The sequence below is a fragment of the Pseudomonas fluorescens genome (assembly GCF_001307155.1).
Lineage (GTDB): Bacteria > Pseudomonadota > Gammaproteobacteria > Pseudomonadales > Pseudomonadaceae > Aquipseudomonas > Aquipseudomonas helvetica.
The window spans coordinates 1,447,553-1,465,302 of record NZ_CP012830.1; the positions used below are offsets into that span (position 1 = coordinate 1,447,553).

Consider the following 17,750-nt stretch of genomic DNA (forward strand, 5'->3'; position numbering starts at 1 on the left):
ATGCCTATTTTGACCACAGCGAAATTGCCAAAAGCCCTGCCCGACAGCTTTTTCAACCGCGATGCTCAGCTACTTGCCTGTGAATTGCTGGGTAAAGTGATCCGCCATCGGGTCGGTGACCTGTGGCTTTCGGCGCGGATCATCGAGACCGAAGCCTATTACTGCGAAGAAAAGGGCAGCCACGCCTCGCTTGGCTACACAGAAAAGCGTAAGGCTTTGTTTCTGGATGGCGGCCACATCTATATGTACTACGCCCGTGGCGGCGATTCACTGAACTTCAGCGCCCACGGACCGGGCAATGCGGTGCTGATCAAATCGGCTTACCCGTGGGTCGATGAAATCTCCGGCCCGGCGAGCCTTGCGCAGATGCTGCTCAACAATCCCGACGCCAAGGGCCGACCGCGCCCCTCGCAAAAGCTCTGCGCCGGTCAGACCTTGCTGTGCAAGGCGCTGGGCCTGAAAGTACCGACCTGGGATGCCAAGCGCTTCGATCATGAAATACTGTTTGTCGAAGACGTCGGTGCACCTCCTCCGCATGTCATCCAGACCACACGCCTGGGGATTCCTCATGGCCGCGATGAACACCTGATGTACCGCTTCGTCGACGGCGCTTACGCACCCTACTGCACCCGGAACCCCCTGCGACGCGGCCAGGTCGAAAACCGCGACTATTTCCTGCTTCCCTGATTGGTGCTGCGGTCTGCAGCAAAAACACCCACTGAGGGAGCGAGCTTGCTCGCTCCCTCAGTTCATTTGATGATTTGATGGAGTTGTACGTATGGGCCCATGGCTCGATAGCCTGACTGTCTGGTTGACGGTCAATCCGCAATGGCTGGCGGTGGCGGTATTCATAGTGGCCTGCGTTGAGTGCCTGGCAATTGTCGGGCTGATCGTGCCCGGCATCGTGTTGCTGTTTGCCATCACGGTACTGGCCGGCAGCGGCGCGTTGTCGCTGGGCGAAACACTGCTGCTGGGCTTCCTTGGCGGCCTGTTCGGCGATCTGCTGTCGTACTTCCTGGGCAGGCACTTCCACCAGAACATTCGGCGCTTGCCAGGGCTGCGCCACCATCCGGAATGGATCAGCGGCGCTGAAAACTATTTCCAGCGCTATGGCATCGCGAGCTTATTGGTCGGGCGCTTTATCGGCCCTTTGCGCCCGATGCTGCCAATGGTTGCCGGAATGTTCGACATGCCGTTCCCGCGCTTCTTTGCGGTCAGCTTGCTGGCGGGTGCCGGCTGGTCGGTGGCCTATCTGCTGCCGGGCTGGGCCACGGGCGCGGCGATTCGCCTGCCGCTGCCGGAAGGTTTCTGGCCTCAAGCCGGAGTGGTCGTCGGCAGTATCGCGGTATTGGTGGGCCTGAGCATCAACAGCAGCTTGCGCGGTCATCGCCAGGCCACCGCACTGATTGCCGGCCTCAGCCTGCTGATACTCGGCGGGCTGTTCATAGGCTATCCGCACCTGAGCGCCTTCGATCAAGGCTTGATGACGCTGGTTCAAGAACACCGCAGCCCGGCGCTGGATGAAATCGCGGTAGTGCTCACCCAGGTCGGCGATTTCAAAAACATGTTTGTGATCAGCGCGGCGCTGACGATCCTGCTACTGATCACACGCCAATGGCGGCACATGATCTTCGCCGGCTGTACGCTGCTGATCACCGCGCTGCTGAACACCGGAACCAAGAACCTGTTCGCCCGGATGCGCCCGGAAGTACTGACCGACCCACTGACCAGCTACAGCATGCCCAGTGGTCATGCGTCAGGTTCGTTTGCGTTGTTCCTGACCCTCGCGGTGCTGGCCGGCCGAGGACAACCTCAGCGCATGCGCCTGACCTGGTTGCTGCTCGGTTGCCTGCCGCCTGCCGCCATCGCCCTGTCGCGGGTTTATCTCGGCGCACATTGGCCAACCGATATAACCGCCGGCGCGATGCTGGCGGCGTGCGTGTGTGCTGCCAGCCTGGCCGTGACCCAGCGCCAGACACCCTTGAGCCCTATGCCGGCCAAGGTCTGGTGGTCGGTGTTGCCGGTAATGCTGGCATTGTTCGGGTTCTTCGCGCTGTGGCACTTGCCTCATACATTGCAGCGGTATGCCTACTAGGATCTGTACGAAAACTCGCCGAGCGGCGATCAGGCAAGGCAAAAACAGGCGAGGAAGCGGAGTTTAGGCCCCTAAATGAGCATTATCCGCTGCGCGGCCCCTTCGGGCCGCCCTTCGGACGTTCTCACTCCGTTCGTCCGAGCCTGTTTTTAACGCAGTCTGGTCGACGCGCAGGTAGTTTTCGTACAGAGACTGACAAGCGTTAGGCAAACAATTCCCCCTGCAACTCGTCCAGCAACGCCTGAATCGCATCCAGGCGCTGCTGCGGGTTGTCGAGTTGCAGCAGTTCGATCTTGTCCACCTCAGAAAACGGCAGCAGGTACGCCAATTGATTGGCCAGTGACTGCTGCCCGGCCGCGTCGGTGCCCATGTTCAGCGCTTCGACCATCGGGTGTTCAGCCAAGGCCTTGAGCAGTGCGACCAGGTCGGCGTCTTCGTCCTGTAGCGGTTGCTCCGGTTCGTCCTCCAGCCACTCGACCTCGGCGACGGTCAACTGATCGCGCTGAGTCTCGGTACGCAGTACATGGAAGCGCCGCCCGCCCTGCACCCGAATACCCAGCAGACCATTATCCTGCTGCTTGAAATCGGTAATCAGCGCTTCGCATCCCACCAGCGCATAGCCTTGCGGGGCAATGCCGACTTCTTCGCCGTCGAGAATGCACACCACGCCGAAGCCGGTCCCCTGCTTCATGCAGCGGCTGATCATGTCCAGGTAGCGCGCCTCAAAAATCTGCAAGTCGAGGATGCAGCCAGGAAACAGCACCGTATTCAGTGGAAAAAGCGGCAAGCTCATAGACATTTCCTTACACCACCATCGACACCGCCAACGGCAGGAACACCGCCGTGGCCACGCCCATCAGACTCATCGCCAGCGCCGCGAAGGCGCCGCACTCCTCACTTTCCTGCATCGCCACCGCAGTCCCGACCGCGTGAGCGGTCATACCCAGCGCCATACCGCGGGCCTCCGGGCTGTGCACACCAAGCCGGTTCAACAGGCTCGGACCGAAAATGGCGCCAATCACCCCGGTGATCAACACGAACACCGCCGCCAGCGCCGCCACTCCGCCAATCTGCTCAGCCACCAGCATGGCAATCGGCGAGGTAACCGATTTGGGCGCCATGGTCATCAGGATCATGTGCTCGGCGCCAAACCACCAACCCAGCAGCACGCCCATGCCGGTGGCAACCACACCACCTATCACCAGCGTAGTAAATATCGGCCAGAACAGCTGCCGAATCCGCCGCAGGTTCAGGTAGAGCGGCACCGCCAACGCAACGGTCGCCGGCCCCAGCAGAATGCTGAGGATCTCGGTACTTTTGCGGTATTCGGCATACGTCAGCCCGCACGCGAGCAACACGCCGATCACCAGCAGCATCGATACCAGCACGGGCTGCAGGAAGATCCAGCGGGTTTTCTCGAACGCTGCCAACACCAGTTGATAGGCGCCCAAGGTAACGCCAATACCGAACAGCGGGTGATGAATCACTGCCGCCAGCGCACCCTGCCAGTCGAATATCATCACGACTCCTCCGAGCGCACGACGTGGCGCTTGATCAGCCGTTGCATCAAGACTCCGGCGAACGCCATGGACAGCAGCAACGACAACACCAGTGCGCCAACGATGGCCCAGAAATCCGCCGCGATATCGGCGGCGTATACCATCACGCCCACCGCTGGCGGCACCAGCAGCAAGGGCAAATAACGCAGCAGGCTACCAGCCGCCAGGCTCAGGGGTTCAGCCACTTCGCCACGAATGACCAGGAACCCCAGCAGCAGCAACAGGCCGATAATCGGCCCTGGCAGCACCGGTAATAACAAATGGTTGAGGGCCGTGCCGAGCAATTGAAACAGCACCAGCCAGGTCAGGCCACGTAGCAACATCCGTCATCTCCAGCAAAACTCGTCCCCACAAGCGGGCCGGACATTATAAGCATGGCACTCGCTATGCATGGGTATTCGCCAAAGGTATGGAAGCTTGACCGGACCTAATCGCCATGATGATCTAAAGTGGTTGTTCCGGGGCCAACCCCCCACCTGAAAAAACTATAAAACCGATGAACCCAAGGAGAGTCTCAATGCCCTATGTTCCCGTTGCAGAGCTCAAAGATTATGTCGGCAAGGAACTCGGACGTTCCGAATGGCTCACGATCGATCAGGACCGCATCAACCTGTTCGCTGAAGCTACAGGCGATTATCAGTTCATCCACGTTGACCCGGTAAAAGCCGCACAAACCCCGTTTGGCAGCACGATCGCCCACGGCTTCCTGTCACTGTCGCTGATCCCGAAGCTGATGGAAGACATCCTGGTCCTGCCGCAAGGCTTGAAGATGGTCGTCAATTACGGCCTGGACAGCGTGCGTTTCATTCAACCGGTGAAGGTCGACTCCAGAGTCCGGCTCAAGGTCGAACTGAGCGACGTCACCGAAAAGAAACCCGGCCAATGGCTGCTCAAGGCCACCGCCACGCTGGAAATCGAAGGCCAGGAAAAACCGGCATACATCGCTGAACCGTTGTCGCTGGCGTTCGTGTAACCCCTGCCGGATGCGAAGCGAACAGACCGCGTAAAAACGTAGCGAGCGAAGGAAAGACAAGGCGAAAAAAGGTGAGGACGCGGAGTTTACGTGCTGTAAATGAGCAGTCCGAACCTTTTTTCAACGCAGTATTTCCGAGCGCAGTAGTTTTTACGCGGTCGGAGTTCCTGCTGTTTCGCACCGCGTCTCTATATATCAGACACATAGCTGCGGCATACTCCCTCGCCTAATTGCCCGGATCCCGCTATGCGCTCACTTGCACCCCTTGCCCTGACCCTGTTGCTCACCGCGTGTGGTGACGGCGAATCGCTGTTGCCGCCCGACGCACGCCTGCCCGATGGCGGTCGCTATCGGGGTGATCTGGTCAATGGGTTGCTGCAAGGCCAGGGCCGGATCGACTACCCGAACGGCAGCTGGTACGCCGGCCAGTTCGACAAGGGTCAGTGGCACGGTCAGGGCGAATGGCACGGCAGCAACGGCGAGGTTTATCGCGGGGAGTTCCAGCAGGGGCTGTTCCATGGTCAAGGCACGCTGACCACCAACGGCAGCAGCTACACCGGCGGCTTCAAACTCGGGCGGCGCGACGGTGAAGGCACCCTCAAAGAAGATGGCATGACTTACCGTGGAGAGTTCAAGGCCGATCAGTATTCCGGCCTCGGTCGTCTCGAACTTGAAGACGGCAGCCAGTATCAGGGCCAGTTCGCCAACGGCAAACCCAACGGTGAGGGCCAGCGTGGCGATGCCAGCGGCAACCAGTTCACCGGTACTTTTGTCGACGGCCAGCTGGAAGGCAACGGCACCTTCAGCAGTGCCGAGGGCGATAGCTACGTCGGTGGTTTCAAACAGAATCAGCTGAACGGCAAAGGTCGCTACGAGAACGCCGATGGCGACGTGTGGGTCGGCCAGTTCAAGGAAGGCGCGCTGAACGGCAAAGGCGAATTGATCGGCGCCGACAACAGCCACTACATCGGCCAATTCAGTGATTGGCGTTTCACCGGCCAAGGCCGTTTGAACCTGGCGGACGGCAGCTTCTACATCGGTGAGTTCGATAACGACAGCTATCAAGGGCACGGCACGCTGGTGCTGACGGATGGCACCGTGCAAAGCGGCGACTGGATCAATGGCCAGCGTGTACGCGATGCCAATGGCAAGTTGCTGCCGGACACCCTCGAGTTGGGGTTACTGGCGCAAGGGCGCCTGCTCGAAGACGCGCTGGCCAATGTGCCGGCCTCGACCCCGGCGATCGAGTTGTACACCCTGACCGTGGGCGGCGACGGCAAGCAGAGCGTTTTTCTGCGCGAGTCCGATTACGTCAGCAACATGCTCGCCAGCCGCTTCGGCGCCTACGGCCAGATCCGCCTGGTCAACCATCGCGACCACCTCGGCGACCGGCCGATGGCCACGCGCGAGAACCTGCGCCGCGCCGCCCTGACCCTGGCCGAACGCAGCGGGCCGGAAGACCTGATATTCATCTACCTGACCAGCCACGGCACCCACGAACATGAACTGGTGCTCGACCAACCGCGCATGGAACTGGCCGATTTGCCGGCTGACGAATTGGCCGCCGTCCTCGCACCACTGAAAAACCGCGACAAGATCATCGTGATTTCGGCCTGCTACTCCGGCGGTTTTATCCCGGCACTCAAAGACGAACGCACACTGATCATGACCGCCTCGCGCGCCGATCGAGTGTCGTTCGGCTGCTCGGAGGAAGCTGACTTCACTTACTTCGGCGACGCGTTGTTCGTTCAGGCACTGAACCAGACCGACGATCTTGAGCAGGCATTCAAACTGGCCAAGGCCACGGTCGCCGAGCGTGAACTGGCAGACAGCTTCGAGGCATCGGAACCACAGATCTGGGCGCCAAAAGGGGTGTTGGCGCATTGGCAATTACTGCGCAAGCAACAAGCACGCAAGGCACTGCAAAGTGCTGCATTAACCAGCAAGGAAGCAAAGAGCAACTAAGCTGAAACAGTATCAAGGGGGAAACATTATGTACTTGACGCCTCAGCATGTATTGCTCGCTGGAGCCACCGGCCTGGTCGGTGAACACTTACTTGATCGGCTGCTCAACGAACCGACCATCAGCCGCGTACTGGCACCGTCACGCCGACCACTGGCGGAACATCCTCATCTGGAAAACCCGGTTGGCGATCCGGCGGTGCTTCTCCCCCAACTCAGTGGCCGCGTCGACATTGCCTACTGCTGCCTGGGCACGACGATCAAACAGGCCGGCTCCGAACAAGCCTTTCGCGCAGTCGATCTGGACCTGGTGGTGGCGTTCGCCAAACGTGCACGGGAAATGGGCGCACGGCACTTGATCGTGATCAGCGCCCTGGGGGCTGACCGCAGATCCTCGGTTTTCTACAACCGGGTCAAGGGCGAGATGGAATACGCATTGCGCGCACAGAACTGGCCGCAACTGACTATCTGCCGACCTTCCCTGCTACTGGGAGATCGCCTTGAACCGCGACTCGCCGAACAACTGGCAGGCCCGCTGTCCAAACTGATTCCCGGCAAATACCACGGCATCGAAGCCTGCCAACTGGCCCGCGCCATGTGGCGCCTGGCGCTGGAAGAACAGGATGGCTTGCGGATTGTCGAGTCGGACGAATTGCGCAAGCTCGGTAAGTAACCTTCGATGCTACGCGGTTCCCTGTGGCGAGGGAGCTTGCTCCCGCTCGGCTGCGCAGCAGTCGTAATCCGGTCAATTTGATTTGCCTGAAGAGTCACGGCGGCAAGTTTTGGGGGTGCTTCGCGCCCCAGCGGGACGGTGCGGCGTTCCGACAAGCTCCCTCGCCACAAAGATTGTGTCAGCCCTTACAACCCGCCAGTTGCCTGAAACCCTACCCCTAACACCGTCAACACCGATAGCGGCAACAGCAGCGTGTCGAGCAGCGCGCTGGCCGGCAGGTCGAGGCCGGGGTAGCTCGGTGCTTCGGCGCCAAAACGATCCTTGGCGCAGCAACCGCCGTCGAGCGCGTACAGGTCAAGGCGCATCCCCGAGTACACCACTGGTGCGCCAGGCTTGGCCGCGTCCAATGTGCGTGCGGTGGCACAACCGCCCAATTGCAGGGCGAGCAGAAGACTCAATAGCTTATTCATCACTGCTCAAATGGTGTTCACCCCAACGCGGCAGCATGTCTTGCGGGATGTTCAACAGATTGAGAATCCGCGCCACGACAAAGTCCACCAGATCATCGATGGTCTGCGGCTGGTGATAGAAACCCGGCGAGGCCGGCAGAATGGTCACGCCCATGTTCGACAACTTGAGCATGTTTTCCAGGTGAATACTGGAATACGGCGCCTCGCGTGGCACCAGAATCAACTGCCGACGCTCTTTCAAGGTCACGTCGGCGGCGCGCTCGATCAGGTTGTTGCAGGCACCTGTGGCAATCGCCGACAAGGTCCCGGTCGAGCACGGCACCACCACCATCGCGGCCGGCGAGCCGGAGCCCGAGGCCACGGGCGACATCCAGTCTTCCTTGCCATACACCCGAATCTGCCCGGCAGCCGCGCCAGTGTATTCAGTGAGGAAGGCCTGCATCATCTGCGGTTTCGGCGGCAGCGTGACGTCGGTCTCGGTCGCCATCACCAGTTGCGCCGCCTTGGAGATCAGGAAGTGCACCTCGCGGTCTTCGCGCACCAGGCAATCGAGCAGGCGCAAACCGTACTGGGCGCCGGAAGCGCCGGTCATGGCCAGCGTGATGCGATCCGGACCGTTACTCATTTAAGCGCCTCGGCCAATTTGCCATGCAGGCCGCCGAAGCCGCCGTTGCTCATGATCACCACGTGGGTGCCGGGTTTAGCCTGGCTCTTCACCTGCTCGATAATGCCATCCAGCGAGTCACAGACCATCGACGGCACGGTGCACAGCGCAGCAACGGCGGGCAAGTCCCAGCCGAGGTTGGCCGGTGCGTACCAGATCACCTGATCGGCATCGACCACGCTTTCCGGCAAACCGTCACGGTGCGCGCCAAGCTTCATCGAGTTGGAACGCGGCTCGATGATCGCGATCAACGGGGCGTCGCCGATGCGTTTGCGCAGACCGTCAAGGGTGGTCGCAATGGCGGTCGGATGGTGAGCGAAGTCGTCGTAGATGGTGACGCCGTGAACTTCAGCGACTTTTTCCATGCGCCGCTTGACGCTCTTGAACGCGCTCAAGGCAGCGATGCCCATACTCGGAACCACGCCTACATGCCGCGCGGCCGCCAGAGTGGCCAAGGCGTTGGCAACGTTGTGCTGGCCGGTCATGTCCCATTCGACCACGCCTTGGGCGACGCCTTCGAACATCACTTCAAACTTCGAGCCGTCTTCGCTGAGCAACTTGACCTGCCACTGCCCGCCGGCGCCGGTGGTTTGCACCGGCGTCCAGCAACCCATTTCGATCACGCGCTGCAACGCAGGTTCGGTGGTCGGGTGGATCACCAGGCCTTCACTCGGGATGGTCCGCACCAAATGGTGGAACTGTCGCTCGATGGCCGGCAGATCAGGGAAGATGTCGGCGTGATCGAACTCAAGGTTATTGAGGATCGCGGTACGCGGACGGTAGTGAACGAATTTCGAACGCTTGTCGAAAAAGGCGCTGTCGTATTCATCGGCTTCGATCACGAAGAACGGCGTCTCACCCAGACGCGCCGATACCGAGAAGTTCTGCGGCACGCCGCCGATCAAAAAGCCCGGGCTCATGCCGGCGTGTTCCAGCACCCAGGCGAGCATGCTGCTGGTGGTGGTCTTGCCGTGAGTGCCGGCAACCGCCAGCACCCAGCGGCCTTGCAGCACGTGGTCGGCCAGCCATTGCGGACCGGAGACGTACGGCAAGCCTTTGTTCAATACGTATTCGACCGCCGGGTTGCCGCGCGACATCGCATTGCCGATCACCACCAGATCCGGGGCCGGATCGAGTTGGGCTGGATCATAGCCTTGCGTCAGCTCGATGCCCTGCGCCTGCAACTGAGTGCTCATCGGCGGGTAGACGTTGGCATCGGAGCCCGTCACATGATGGCCCAGCTCTTTGGCCAGGACCGCCATCGAACCCATGAAAGTGCCGCAAATACCCAGAATATGAATGTGCATAGTCAACCTCGTAAAACATCGAGGCAGGTTAGCGTAGGGAGGGGAAAATCGCACTCTTTAGTGAGATGACCACGACCACTGTGGCGAGGGAGCTTGCTCCCGCTGGGCTGCGTAGCAGTCCCATTTTTAGGGCCGCTTCGCGCCCCAGCGGGACGGTGCGGCGTTCCGACAAGCTCCCTCGCCACAAAAGTGTGCTCCGTGCGGTTTAACGGGCTATTCCGTGCTTGCGCAGTTTTCTATAGAGGGTGTTGCGGCTGACTCCCAGTTGTTCCGCGGTATGGGTCATGTGCCAACGCTGCTGCTCCAGGGCATTGAGCAACGCCAGGCGTTCGGCATCGTCCAGCGGATATTCGGACACCTCTTCCACCTGCGCCAACACTGGAGCCGGTCGAGCCTGGCGAATAATCGCCGGCAAATCCTCAACTCGGATCCGTCCGTCATCGCATAACGCAGCCAGGGTCCGCAGCACATTGCGCAATTGCCGCACGTTACCCGGCCAGGCGTAGTCGAGCAGCGCCTGTCGCGCCGCAGCGTCAATCAGCACCGCCTCCCCGCCCGACTCTTCAGCCAGCAAAAAGTCCAGCAACTGCGACTTGTCGCTGCGTTCGCGCAACGCTGGCAAGGCGATTTCCAGACCATTGAGGCGGTAATACAAATCTTCACGGAAACTGCCGTCCTGCACCCGTTCGAGCAAATTCCGGTGAGTGGCACTGATGATCCGCACGTTGACCGGCAGCGGCTCGCCACCGATCGGCACCACCTGCCGATCTTCCAGCACCCTTAATAGTCGGGTTTGCAACGCCAGCGGCATGTCGCCGATTTCGTCGAGGAACAGCGTGCCGCCATCGGCCTGCTGCAACTTGCCGCGCATGCCCTCTTTGCGTGCGCCAGTGAAACTGCCGCCGCGATAGCCGAACAGTTCGCTCTCGATCAGGCTTTCCGGGATCGCTGCACAGTTCAGCGCAACGAAGGCGTTGTCGGCGCGCTGACTGGCCTGGTGCACGGCCTTGGCGAAGGCTTCTTTACCTGAGCCGGTTTCACCGTTGATCAACAGCGGCACATCACGTTCGAAGACCCGCAAGGCTTTGCGAAAATCAGCCTGCAGCCCTTCATCCCCCAGACAAATACCCGTAAGAACCGGGCGTTCGGCAATGAGCGGCGGTTGCAGCACCGGGGTCGGTACGTTACGCGGCTGGCCGCGCAACAGCGCAAACAACACCCGCCCATCGCGAGTGCGCAGTGGCCAACTGGCCGCGGCGTTAACGCTCGCACGCCCCAGCAGTTCGTCCAGCGAGCAATCGAAAAATGCCTCGACCGGTTGACCCAGCAACCCGCCACGAATATGCCCCAGCAGGTTCAGCGCACTCTGATTGACCGCACTTATCCGCCCTTCGCCGTCGAACGCCAGCAGCCCTTCGCTGAACAGCCCGACCGACTCGGCCTGCAAGTGAAAGCGCAGCAGCCATTGATTGTCGAAGTAACGCAGGAAGTAGCAGCTCTCGATCATCTTCGCCGAGAGATTGACCAGCGCCATGGTGTGAAACTGGCTCTGACGCGAGACATCGTGGCGCGCCGACGAAACGTCGAGTACCGCCAGCAGTTCGCCATGCGGGTCGAACACCGGGCTCGCCGAACAGGTCAGCCCTGTATGACGTCCCCGAAAATGCTCATCCTGGTGAATGGTCAGCGACTGCCGCTCCACCAGGCAGGTGCCGATACCATTGGTACCTTCGCAGGCTTCACTCCAGTCGGCGCCAAGCCACAGGCCGGCACGCTCGAAAATCTTCCGTTCGGCAGGCGCGGTGACACAGTTGAGGATCACCCCGCGGGCGTCGGTCAACAGCACGGCGTGTCCGGCACCGGAAAGTTGTTGATGCAGGCTGGTCATTTCGCCACCGGCAATCTGCAGGACTTGCTGCAAGCGCTCGCGACTCTCCAGCACACGACCGTGTTCAAGCACCGTCGGCGCCATGGTCAGGGCCGGGTCGAGGTGATAGTCCTCAAGACAACGCAGCCAGGAACGGGCGATGGACGGATCGCTACCGGGACCGTGCAAATGGGATTTGCCCTGGGTCACGGTCAAGACTTGCTGGGCATGGCGACTCAAATGGTTGCTGTGCATTTTTTATTATTCTCTCCGAACACTGTGCTGGGCCCAATGAAGGACTGTCACCACCTTGTGGCGCCCAGCATCCTCCTGCCTCGATTGCTTTGCAATGCTGGCAAGACCGCCCGGTCACAGGCTGTGCCACAAGCGGTACAAACTGTCACAAGGCCTGTACCACATCTGTCACAGGCTCTGTACCACCACCCCCTCAAAAAAACCGTAAGCCCTTGATTTACCTGATCCGCAAAGCACTGGCCCGACCTTTGCTCTACGCTTCTCAAGCGCTTACTGCGCGTACTCCCTTATAAGCACAAAAGCCAAGGAGATACTCACCATGCGTTACGCTCACCCAGGTACTGAAGGCGCTATCGTTTCGTTCAAGAGTAAATACGGCAACTACATCGGTGGCGAATTCGTCGCGCCTGTCAAAGGTCAGTACTTCACCAATACTTCCCCGGTCAACGGCCAACCAATTGCCGAATTCCCCCGCTCCACGGCCGAAGACATCGAAAAAGCCCTGGACGCTGCCCATGCAGCCGCCGATGCCTGGGGCAGCACTTCTGCTCAGGCGCGCTCGCTGGTGCTACTGAAAATCGCCGACCGCATCGAGCAAAACCTCGAAGTCCTGGCAATCACCGAAAGCTGGGACAACGGCAAAGCCGTGCGTGAAACCCTCAACGCCGACATCCCGCTGGCCGCTGACCACTTCCGCTACTTCGCCGGTTGCCTGCGCGCTCAGGAAGGCAGCGCCGCGGAAATCGACGGCAACACCGTGGCTTATCACATTCACGAACCGCTGGGCGTGGTCGGGCAGATCATCCCGTGGAACTTCCCGATCCTGATGGCCGCCTGGAAACTTGCCCCGGCACTGGCCGCCGGCAACTGCGTGGTGCTCAAGCCCGCCGAGCAAACCCCGCTGGGCATTACCGTCCTGCTGGAACTGATCGGCGACCTGCTGCCGCCTGGCGTGCTGAACGTCGTGCAAGGTTTCGGCAAAGAAGCCGGTGAAGCCCTGGCCACCAGCAAACGTATTGCCAAAATTGCCTTTACCGGCTCAACCCCGGTCGGCTCGCACATCATGAAATGCGCTGCCGAAAACATCATTCCGTCCACTGTGGAACTGGGCGGCAAATCGCCGAACATCTTCTTCGCCGACATCATGCAAGCCGAACCGACCTTCATCGAAAAAGCTGCCGAAGGCCTGGTACTGGCGTTCTTCAACCAGGGCGAAGTCTGCACCTGCCCGTCCCGCGCACTGGTGCAAGAGTCGATCTACGACGACTTCATGAAAGTGGTGATGAAGAAGGTCCTGCAAATCAAACGTGGCGACCCGCTGGACACCGACACCATGGTCGGCGCCCAGGCGTCCGAGCAGCAATTCGACAAGATCCTCTCGTACCTGGAAATCGCCAAAGGCGAAGGTGCCGAGTTGCTGACTGGCGGCAAGGTGGAAAAACTCGAGGGCAACCTGGCGACCGGGTATTACATCCAGCCGACCCTGCTCAAGGGCACCAACAAAATGCGCGTGTTCCAGGAAGAAATCTTTGGCCCGGTGGTGAGCATCACCACCTTCAAGGACGAAGCCGAAGCCCTGGCGATTGCCAACGACACCGAGTTCGGCCTTGGTGCCGGTCTCTGGACCCGCGACATCAACCGCGCCTACCGCATGGGCCGGGCGATCAAGGCCGGGCGCGTCTGGACCAACTGCTACCACCTGTACCCGGCCCACGCCGCGTTCGGTGGTTACAAGAAGTCCGGTGTCGGCCGTGAAACCCACAAAATGATGCTCGACCACTACCAACAGACCAAAAACCTGCTGGTGAGCTACGACATCAATCCACTGGGTTTCTTCTAACCCCGCGCGAAATCGCGTAACAGCTATCGCGGGTAAGCCTTGCTCCTACAAATCACACCCCCCTGTAGGAGCATGGCTTGCCAGCGATGGCGCCTTCATTGACACAACCTACATTGCCCTGCCGCTCTGGCACGGGCCTTGCGTGCCCGTTCGACAGATTACCCGCTGCGTGAACAGCGTCGATCCACCCAAACCGCCACACCCGAAAGTCCAACAGATCGAACAATAAAAAACAGAGAGGACTTATGACTTCTTCAACAACGCTCAAACCCACACTCGGCACCTTGCATCTATGGGGCATTGCCGTCGGCCTGGTGATTTCCGGCGAATACTTCGGCTGGAGTTACGGCTGGGGCACCGCAGGCACTTTGGGGTTCCTCGTCACCGCGTTGATGGTGGCGACGATGTACACCTGCTTCATCTTCAGTTTCACCGAACTCACCACCGCGATTCCCCACGCTGGCGGGCCCTTTGCCTACAGCCGACGGGCCTTTGGTGAAAAAGGCGGCTTGATCGCCGGGATCGCCACGCTGATCGAGTTCGTCTTTGCGCCACCGGCCATTGCGATGGCCATCGGCGCCTACCTGAACGTGCAATACCCGGATCTTGACCCGAAACTCGCCGCGGTCGGCGCCTACTTCGTGTTCATGGGCCTGAACATTCTCGGCGTCAGCATTGCCGCGACCTTCGAACTGGTGGTGACCGTTCTGGCGGTAGCCGAACTGCTGGTGTTCATGGGCGTGGTTGCACCGGGCTTCAGCTTCAGCAATTTCGTGCTCAACGGCTGGTCCGGCTCCAATGAGTTCACGGTCGCCTCGATCCCCGGCATCTTTGCAGCGATCCCCTTTGCCATCTGGTTTTTCCTCGCCATCGAAGGCGCGGCCATGGCTGCCGAAGAAGCCAAGGACCCGAAACGTACCATTCCACGGGCCTACGTCAGCGGCATCCTGACCCTGGTGTTCCTGGCCATCGGCGTGATGGTGATGGCCGGCGGTGTGGGCGACTGGCGCCAACTGGCGAACATCAACGATCCACTGCCTCAGGCCATGAAAGCCGTGGTCGGCAACAACTCCAGCTGGATGCACATGCTGGTGTGGATCGGTTTGTTCGGTCTGGTGGCGAGCTTCCACGGGATCATCCTCGGCTACTCGCGCCAGTTCTTCGCCCTCGCTCGCGCCGGCTACCTGCCTCGCGGCCTGGCCAAGCTCTCGCGCTTCCAGACCCCGCATCGGGCAATTCTGGCCGGCGGCGTGATCGGCATCGCGGCGATCTACAGTGACGGACTGGTCAACCTGCAAGGCATGACCCTGACCGCCGCGATGATCACCATGTCGGTGTTCGGCGCTATCGTGATGTACATCATCAGCATGCTCAGCCTGTTCAAACTGCGCAAAACCGAGCCGCTGCTGGAGCGCACCTTCCGCGCCCCGGGTTATCCGATCGTGCCGGGCATCGCGTTGTTCCTGGCGGTGGTCTGCCTGGTGGCGATGGCCTGGTTCAATACCTTGATCGGGATGATTTTCCTCGGTTTCATGGTCGCCGGCTTCATCTACTTCCAATTGACCGCCAAACAGCGCTTCGACGCCCCGGCGGATGCGATGCTTACGGGTATCTGAGTCGCACCGGCGCCGGGCAGTTTTCCCGGCGCCCGCCCTGAAACAATGCAACACCCGTAGGAGCAAGGCTTGCCCGCGATAGCTTCACCGCGGTCTGACAGAGACATCGCGGCGATCCGATCTCGGGCGAGCCTTGCTCCTACGGGTCATCACTTACAGATTCAAGAGGACACCGCTCATGGCTGCATTTGCCCATACCGTCGGCGCCCGGACTTACCGTTTCGATGGCCTCAAGGAAGTCATGGCCAAGGCCAGCCCGGCACGCTCCGGGGACTTTCTGGCCGGCGTCGCCGCCCTGAACGATGGCGAACGGGTCGCCGCGCAAATGACCTTGGCTGACATCCCGCTCAAGCATTTCCTGCAAGAAGTGCTGATTCCTTACGAATCCGATGAAGTCACCCGGCTGATCATCGACACCCACGACGCCCGCGCCTTTGAGACCGTCAGCCACCTGACCGTTGGCGGTTTTCGCGACTGGCTGCTCAGCGATGCGGCCGACGAGCAGAGCCTGCGCGCGCTAGCCCCTGGTCTGACCCCGGAAATGGCCGCTGCCGTGTCGAAGATCATGCGCGTGCAGGACCTGGTGCTGGTGGCGCAGAAGATCCGCGTGGTGACTCGGTTTCGCGGCACCATGGGCCTGCGCGGGCGCCTGTCGACCCGCCTGCAACCCAACCACCCCACCGACGAACCCGCCGGCATCGCCGCGAGCATTCTCGACGGCCTGCTCTACGGCAACGGCGACGCGATGATCGGCATCAACCCGGCCACCGACAGCATCGCCTCGATCTGCGCCATGCTGGAAATGCTCGATGCGGTCATCCAGCGCTACGAAATCCCGACCCAAGCCTGCGTGCTGACCCACGTCACCACCTCCATCGAGGCGATCAACCGTGGCGTGCCGCTGGACCTGGTGTTCCAGTCAATCGCCGGCACCGAAGCGGCCAACGCCAGTTTCGGCATCAGCCTGAGCGTGCTGCAGGAAGGGTATGAAGCAGGCTTGAGCCTCAATCGCGGCACCCTGGGGCAAAACCTGATGTACTTCGAAACCGGCCAGGGCAGCGCGCTCTCGGCCAATGCCCATCACGGCATCGACCAGCAAACCTGCGAAACCCGCGCCTACGCCGTGGCGCGGCACTTCAAGCCGTTTCTGGTGAACACCGTGGTCGGTTTCATTGGCCCGGAATACCTCTACAACGGCAAACAGATCATCCGCGCCGGCCTCGAAGATCACTTCTGCGGCAAGTTGCTCGGGGTGCCGATGGGGTGCGACATCTGCTATACCAACCACGCCGAAGCCGATCAGGACGACATGGACACCCTGCTGACGCTGCTCGGCGTAGCCGGGATCAACTTCATCATGGGCATCCCCGGTTCCGACGACATCATGCTCAACTACCAGACCACCTCGTTCCACGACGCGCTCTACGCGCGCCAGACCCTGGGCCTGAAACCGGCACCCGAGTTTGAGCGGTGGCTGGCACATATGGGCATCTTCACCCAAGGTGACGGCAAGGTGCACTTCGGCAACAACCTGCCGCCGGCCTTCCGCCAGGCCATGGCGCAACTGGGATGAGTAATCTGCTGATGGATAAACCAACCGTCGATCCGCAAAACCCCTGGCTGGGACTGCGCCGCCTGACCCCGGCACGCATCGCCCTGGGTCGTACCGGCACCAGTATGCCGACCAGCGCGCAACTGGATTTCCAGTACGCCCACGCCGAGGCGCGCGATGCCGTGCACTTGCCCTTCGATCATGTCGGGCTCAGCCAGCAACTGGCCGAGCGCGGACGCGACAGCCTGCTGCTGCACAGCGCCGCCAGCGATCGCCACAGTTATCTGCAACGGCCAGACCTGGGCCGCAAGTTGAGTGACGAGTCCGCGCAAAAACTGCGCGAACACGCGCTGGCCAACCCGGGCGGCGTTGATCTGGCGATCGTCGTGGCCGATGGCCTGTCGGCGCTGGCGGTGCACCGGCACACCCTGCCGTTTCTGGCGCGCATGGAAGAACAGACTCACGCCGAAGGCTGGTCATTGTCGCCGGTGATTCTGGTGGAACAGGGTCGCGTCGCCGTGGCTGACGAAATCGGCGAATTGCTCGGCGCAAAAATGGTCGTGATCCTGATCGGCGAACGCCCTGGACTCAGCTCGCCAGACAGTCTCGGTTTGTATTTCACCTATAATCCAAAGGTCGGCCTGACGGACGCCTATCGCAACTGTATTTCCAATGTCCGCCTTGAAGGTTTGAGCTATGGCATGGCGGCACACCGTTTGCTGTACTTGATGCGCGAGGCCTGTCGACGGCAGTTGTCGGGGGTTAACCTGAAAGATGAAGCCAAGGTCCAGACTATTGGGTCTAAAGATGACGCTGATATGAAAGGAAATTTCCTACTGAGCCTGCCGGATGCCTGACCCGTATTGGAATTGCGTTTTTGATCCGCTTTCAGGCAGAGTCGACCAACGGCTGCCCGA

Annotated in this window: 16 protein-coding genes; 9 read left to right on the top strand and 7 right to left on the bottom strand. The window is 60.6% G+C overall.

The window, feature by feature from the left end; all coding sequences use genetic code 11:
• Entirely contained in the window at positions 1-687 is a 687-nt protein-coding gene (locus tag AO353_RS06500) for a DNA-3-methyladenine glycosylase (RefSeq protein ID WP_054598187.1), read from the top strand.
• Between the two features lie 91 nt (positions 688-778).
• The gene (locus AO353_RS06505) at positions 779-2,095 is read left to right on the top strand and encodes a bifunctional DedA family/phosphatase PAP2 family protein (RefSeq protein WP_054594213.1); all 1,317 of its coding nucleotides are present in this window, start codon (positions 779-781) and stop codon (positions 2,093-2,095) included.
• Positions 2,096-2,297: 202 nt separating this feature from the next.
• On the opposite strand, the gene AO353_RS06510 is transcribed toward AO353_RS06505, so the two are convergent.
• Genes AO353_RS06510 through AO353_RS06520 form a run of 3 tightly spaced genes read right to left on the bottom strand, consistent with a single transcriptional unit; the run spans position 2,298 to position 3,977 of the window.
• Positions 2,298-2,888: an LON peptidase substrate-binding domain-containing protein gene (locus AO353_RS06510; RefSeq protein ID WP_054594214.1), complete on the bottom strand. Its 591-nt coding sequence runs from the start codon at positions 2,886-2,888 to the stop codon at positions 2,298-2,300.
• Positions 2,889-2,898: 10 nt separating this feature from the next.
• Positions 2,899-3,615 (bottom strand): LrgB family protein, encoded by a 717-nt coding sequence (locus AO353_RS06515; RefSeq protein ID WP_054594215.1) that lies wholly within the window; start codon positions 3,613-3,615, stop codon positions 2,899-2,901.
• Positions 3,615-3,977 (bottom strand): CidA/LrgA family protein, encoded by a 363-nt coding sequence (locus AO353_RS06520; protein WP_054594216.1) that lies wholly within the window; start codon positions 3,975-3,977, stop codon positions 3,615-3,617. The genes AO353_RS06515 and AO353_RS06520 overlap by 1 nt, the downstream gene beginning before the upstream one ends.
• Before the next feature lie 194 nt (positions 3,978-4,171).
• Between AO353_RS06520 and AO353_RS06525 the strand changes: the two genes are divergently transcribed.
• The 3 genes from AO353_RS06525 to AO353_RS06535 all read left to right on the top strand — a co-directional run bounded on the left by AO353_RS06525 (position 4,172) and on the right by AO353_RS06535 (position 7,262).
• Positions 4,172-4,627 (top strand): MaoC family dehydratase, encoded by a 456-nt coding sequence (locus AO353_RS06525; RefSeq protein WP_019693819.1) that lies wholly within the window; start codon positions 4,172-4,174, stop codon positions 4,625-4,627.
• A 246-nt stretch (positions 4,628-4,873) separates the two neighbouring features.
• Complete coding sequence (locus AO353_RS06530) at positions 4,874-6,592, top strand: C13 family peptidase (RefSeq protein ID WP_054594217.1); 1,719 nt, start codon at positions 4,874-4,876, stop codon at positions 6,590-6,592.
• 28 nt (positions 6,593-6,620) lie between these two features.
• Positions 6,621-7,262, top strand: a complete 642-nt coding sequence (locus tag AO353_RS06535; protein ID WP_054594218.1) for an oxidoreductase — start codon at positions 6,621-6,623, stop codon at positions 7,260-7,262.
• Between the two features lie 185 nt (positions 7,263-7,447).
• Here AO353_RS06535 and AO353_RS06540 read toward each other — a convergent pair whose 3' ends face one another.
• From AO353_RS06540 to AO353_RS06555, 4 genes are all read right to left on the bottom strand, one after another.
• On the bottom strand, positions 7,448-7,732 hold the full coding sequence (locus AO353_RS06540; protein ID WP_054594219.1) for a YceK/YidQ family lipoprotein: 285 nt from the start codon (positions 7,730-7,732) through the stop codon (positions 7,448-7,450).
• Positions 7,725-8,357: a flavin prenyltransferase UbiX gene (gene ubiX, locus AO353_RS06545; protein ID WP_019693823.1), complete on the bottom strand. Its 633-nt coding sequence runs from the start codon at positions 8,355-8,357 to the stop codon at positions 7,725-7,727. The genes AO353_RS06540 and ubiX overlap by 8 nt, the downstream gene beginning before the upstream one ends.
• Complete coding sequence (gene mpl, locus AO353_RS06550) at positions 8,354-9,703, bottom strand: UDP-N-acetylmuramate:L-alanyl-gamma-D-glutamyl-meso-diaminopimelate ligase (RefSeq protein WP_054594220.1); 1,350 nt, start codon at positions 9,701-9,703, stop codon at positions 8,354-8,356. Before mpl ends, ubiX begins: the two co-directional genes overlap by 4 nt.
• A 205-nt stretch (positions 9,704-9,908) precedes the next feature.
• Positions 9,909-11,825, bottom strand: coding sequence for a sigma-54-dependent Fis family transcriptional regulator (locus AO353_RS06555; RefSeq protein ID WP_054594221.1), 1,917 nt, complete (start codon positions 11,823-11,825; stop codon positions 9,909-9,911).
• 319 nt (positions 11,826-12,144) lie between these two features.
• On the opposite strand from AO353_RS06555, the gene AO353_RS06560 reads away from it, so the two are divergent.
• The 4 genes from AO353_RS06560 to eutC all read left to right on the top strand — a co-directional run bounded on the left by AO353_RS06560 (position 12,145) and on the right by eutC (position 17,690).
• Positions 12,145-13,665 (top strand): aldehyde dehydrogenase family protein, encoded by a 1,521-nt coding sequence (locus AO353_RS06560; protein ID WP_054594222.1) that lies wholly within the window; start codon positions 12,145-12,147, stop codon positions 13,663-13,665.
• Between the two features lie 245 nt (positions 13,666-13,910).
• The gene (gene eat / locus AO353_RS06565) at positions 13,911-15,281 is read left to right on the top strand and encodes an ethanolamine permease (RefSeq protein WP_054594223.1); all 1,371 of its coding nucleotides are present in this window, start codon (positions 13,911-13,913) and stop codon (positions 15,279-15,281) included.
• A 178-nt stretch (positions 15,282-15,459) separates the two neighbouring features.
• On the top strand, positions 15,460-16,854 hold the full coding sequence (locus AO353_RS06570) for an ethanolamine ammonia-lyase subunit EutB (protein ID WP_054594224.1): 1,395 nt from the start codon (positions 15,460-15,462) through the stop codon (positions 16,852-16,854).
• An 11-nt stretch (positions 16,855-16,865) separates the two neighbouring features.
• Positions 16,866-17,690 carry an ethanolamine ammonia-lyase subunit EutC gene (eutC, locus tag AO353_RS06575; protein ID WP_054598188.1) on the top strand — a complete coding sequence of 275 codons (825 nt, stop codon included), beginning with the start codon at positions 16,866-16,868 and terminating at the stop codon, positions 17,688-17,690.
• Positions 17,691-17,750 lie beyond the last annotated feature (60 nt).

Bases quoted from the DNA above. Each gene is read 5' to 3' on its own strand.
- AO353_RS06510 (WP_054594214.1), bottom strand. From the start codon at position 2,888: ATGAGCTTGCCGCTTTTTCCACTGAATACGGTGCTGTTTCCTGGCTGC.
- AO353_RS06555 (WP_054594221.1), bottom strand. From the start codon at position 11,825: ATGCACAGCAACCATTTGAGTCGCCATGCCCAGCAAGTCTTGACCGTG.
- mpl (WP_054594220.1), bottom strand. From the start codon at position 9,703: ATGCACATTCATATTCTGGGTATTTGCGGCACTTTCATGGGTTCGATG.
- AO353_RS06535 (WP_054594218.1), top strand. From the start codon at position 6,621: ATGTACTTGACGCCTCAGCATGTATTGCTCGCTGGAGCCACCGGCCTG.
- AO353_RS06515 (WP_054594215.1), bottom strand. From the start codon at position 3,615: ATGATATTCGACTGGCAGGGTGCGCTGGCGGCAGTGATTCATCACCCG.
- AO353_RS06505 (WP_054594213.1), top strand. From the start codon at position 779: ATGGGCCCATGGCTCGATAGCCTGACTGTCTGGTTGACGGTCAATCCG.
- AO353_RS06560 (WP_054594222.1), top strand. From the start codon at position 12,145: ATGCGTTACGCTCACCCAGGTACTGAAGGCGCTATCGTTTCGTTCAAG.
- AO353_RS06520 (WP_054594216.1), bottom strand. From the start codon at position 3,977: ATGTTGCTACGTGGCCTGACCTGGCTGGTGCTGTTTCAATTGCTCGGC.
- eat (WP_054594223.1), top strand. From the start codon at position 13,911: ATGACTTCTTCAACAACGCTCAAACCCACACTCGGCACCTTGCATCTA.
- AO353_RS06525 (WP_019693819.1), top strand. From the start codon at position 4,172: ATGCCCTATGTTCCCGTTGCAGAGCTCAAAGATTATGTCGGCAAGGAA.
- AO353_RS06530 (WP_054594217.1), top strand. From the start codon at position 4,874: ATGCGCTCACTTGCACCCCTTGCCCTGACCCTGTTGCTCACCGCGTGT.
- AO353_RS06570 (WP_054594224.1), top strand. From the start codon at position 15,460: ATGGCTGCATTTGCCCATACCGTCGGCGCCCGGACTTACCGTTTCGAT.
- AO353_RS06500 (WP_054598187.1), top strand. From the start codon at position 1: ATGCCTATTTTGACCACAGCGAAATTGCCAAAAGCCCTGCCCGACAGC.
- AO353_RS06540 (WP_054594219.1), bottom strand. From the start codon at position 7,732: ATGAATAAGCTATTGAGTCTTCTGCTCGCCCTGCAATTGGGCGGTTGT.
- eutC (WP_054598188.1), top strand. From the start codon at position 16,866: ATGGATAAACCAACCGTCGATCCGCAAAACCCCTGGCTGGGACTGCGC.
- ubiX (WP_019693823.1), bottom strand. From the start codon at position 8,357: ATGAGTAACGGTCCGGATCGCATCACGCTGGCCATGACCGGCGCTTCC.